Origin of the sequence: Romboutsia sp. 13368 (assembly GCF_018336475.1) — a bacterium.
GTDB lineage: Bacteria > Bacillota > Clostridia > Peptostreptococcales > Peptostreptococcaceae > Romboutsia.
The window spans coordinates 1,029,124-1,029,541 of record NZ_CP048741.1 but is presented as its reverse complement, the minus strand read 5'-3'; the positions used below and the strand labels follow the sequence as shown (position 1 = coordinate 1,029,541).

The 418-nt window shown below is 27.5% G+C and carries 1 protein-coding gene (cut by a window edge); it reads right to left on the bottom strand.

What is annotated here, in order from left to right:
* Positions 1-396 carry part of the coding region annotated (gene fabG / locus G3997_RS04190; protein WP_296648595.1) for a 3-oxoacyl-[acyl-carrier-protein] reductase on the bottom strand (this coding region is incomplete at its 3' end). 264 nt of the annotated region lie to the left of the window's left edge, so 396 of the 660 annotated nt are shown.
* Between the last annotated feature and the right edge of the window lie 22 nt (positions 397-418).

The window sequence follows — 418 nt, the reverse complement described above, 5'->3', positions numbered from 1 at the left end:
TTTTTGTTTTACCATTATTGGAGATACTGCTCTTAAGCAGTTAAATGCTCCTTTTAAATTAACTTCTATTACTTTATCGAAATCTTCTTCTTTCATTCTAATTATTAATGTATCTTTAGTTATTCCAGCATTATTAACTAATATATCTATTTTTCCGAAAGCTTTTTTAGCTTCCTTTATCAATTTTTCAGCTTCTTCAAACTTACTTACATCTGCTTTGATAATCAAAGTATTAGATCCTAATTTATCTAGCTCTTTTTTTAATTCTAAAGCTTCTTCTTCACTATTTCTATAATTTAGTACTATGTTAGCACCTTCTTTAGCATATTTTAATGCTATACTTCTACCAATTCCTCTAGAGGCTCCAGTTATTACTGCACATTTACCCTTTAACATAATCTCCTCCTATTTAAAAGAT